This is a genomic window from Pseudomonas sp. EGD-AK9 (assembly GCF_000465935.2).
GTDB lineage: Bacteria > Pseudomonadota > Gammaproteobacteria > Pseudomonadales > Pseudomonadaceae > Aquipseudomonas.
The window spans coordinates 1-1770 of the sequence record NZ_AVOF01000499.1; the positions used below are offsets into that span (position 1 = coordinate 1).

A 1770-nucleotide genomic window follows, 5' to 3' on the forward strand; every position below is an offset into this window, starting at 1 on the left:
GGCGCTGCCGAGCAGCAGGGCCAGGCCGGTGAGGCCGAGCGCGGCCCAGGTGGCGTCGCCCACCAGCGAGCCGATCTGCACCAGCAGGGCCGGGCGGTAGCCGTCGCGCAGGCCGCGCCGCAGGGTTTCGCTGAACACCGCGCCGGGCGCCGCATTGAACACGAAGCCGAGGAGCATGGCGGCGAGAAAGAAGCTGAACATGACGAATCCTTGTGAACGGAGGCTTGCTGGTGTTTAGCAGATGGCGTGCCAGGCCATCGCAAAAAAGTTTTCCACGGCTGCTGTGGGCATTTCTGTGGATAAGCTGAGGAAGGTGGCCCGGCGCGCCGATTCTGCGCCCTCTGCAGGCTGTCGGTGGAATTTTGAGCAGGAGGGTTTTTCCTTTGTGCACAACCACTTGACAGTGATTGGGGAATATAGCGGGGTGGTCGCGCAGTTGTCCCCGGGTTCTGTGGGGCGATCTGTGGATAAGCTGAGAGCGCTTGTTTGCAGGCCACGGATAGCGCGGCTTGCAGGGCGTTGTACGGTTTTTGAGCGGCGCTGCCGGTTGCTCGCAAGCGCCCGGGTAACGCGGGTTTTGTCCAGTCCTTTCCACAGCGCTCGAGTGCATCGGCGCAGTTATCCCGGGAAACTGTGGAGGTTTCTGTGAATAAGCTGCGGGCGGCTGTCGCCAGCCCGCCAGGGCCGCGGGGTGGCATGGCCTGGCGAATAAATCGCCAGGCCGGCTGCGCCCGATGGGCGGCGCCGCTTGGGAGGGGGCGCCTCAGTCGGGCAACGCGCCGAGCTGGGTGGAGCGGCCCAGCAGCTGCAGGGCGCGATCCGGGTAGTCGGTGATCAGGCCGCCGGCGCCCATCTCCAGCAGGCGACGCATGGCCGGCTGTTCGTTGATGGTCCACAGCTGCACGTGCAGGCCGCGGCTCTGGGCGTTGCGCAGCAGGCGCGGGGTGGCCAGGGTCAGGCCGCTGTGCCGCTGGGGAATCTGCAGGGCCTGGTAGGACGGCGACAGCAGGTCGCTCAGGCCCAGCCAGTTGAGCGCCAGCAGCAGGCGCACCGAGACCGGCCCGGCGGAGGTGGCCACCTCCGGGCAGACCTCGCGAAAGCGCTTGAGGCTGCGTTCGTGGAAGCTGCCGACTATCACCCGGTCGAGCTGGTCGTAGCTGGCCAGGGTCTCGCACAGCAGGGCTTCCATGCCGACGTCCGCGACCTTGATCTCGACCACCTTGGGCACCAGCGGGAAGCGTTCCAGCACCTCTGCGAAACTGGCGATGCGCGTGCCCTGGCCGCGGTAGGGATGGCTCTGGCCGCCGTCGGCGCTCCAGTGGTAGCCGGCGTCCAGGGCCTGCAGCTCGGCCAGGCTGTAGTGGGCGACCGGGCCCTGGCCATTGGTGGTGCGCTCCAGGGTGTCGTCGTGGATCACCACCAGTTCGGCGTCCTGGCTCAGGTGCAGGTCCATCTCCAGCATGTCGACGCCCAGGGCCACGGCGCGCTCGAAGGCGAACAGGGTGTTCTCCGGCCACAGTCCCTTGCCGCCGCGGTGGGCGATCACCAGTGGGCGCTGGCCGAGGTCGGCGAGCACCTCGGGCACGGCGGCCGGACGGCTGGTCAGCGCCAGCACCAGCAGGGCCGCGGCGAGCAGCAGCAGGGGGGCGAGCAGGAAGCGGGCGAAGCGCAACATGGGCTGGGGTCTCGAAACCGGTTCAGGGCTTTGTGCCCCAGCGGCGGGGGTGTTGGCAAGTGCAGCAGGGCGAAGCCGGGAGCGCCGTCCCCTCT

The 1770-nt window shown here is 68.3% G+C and carries 2 protein-coding genes; both read right to left on the reverse strand.

Annotation, left to right across the window (positions count from 1 at the left end; genetic code table 11):
- Positions 1-201 (reverse strand): LysE family transporter (locus N878_RS19520; protein WP_031303537.1); only part of this gene is annotated, 201 nt, incomplete at its 3' end.
- A gap of 562 nt (positions 202-763) precedes the next feature.
- Complete coding sequence (locus tag N878_RS19525; protein WP_021445241.1) at positions 764-1675, reverse strand: glycerophosphodiester phosphodiesterase; 912 nt, start codon at positions 1673-1675, stop codon at positions 764-766.
- Positions 1676-1770: the final 95 nt, after the last annotated feature.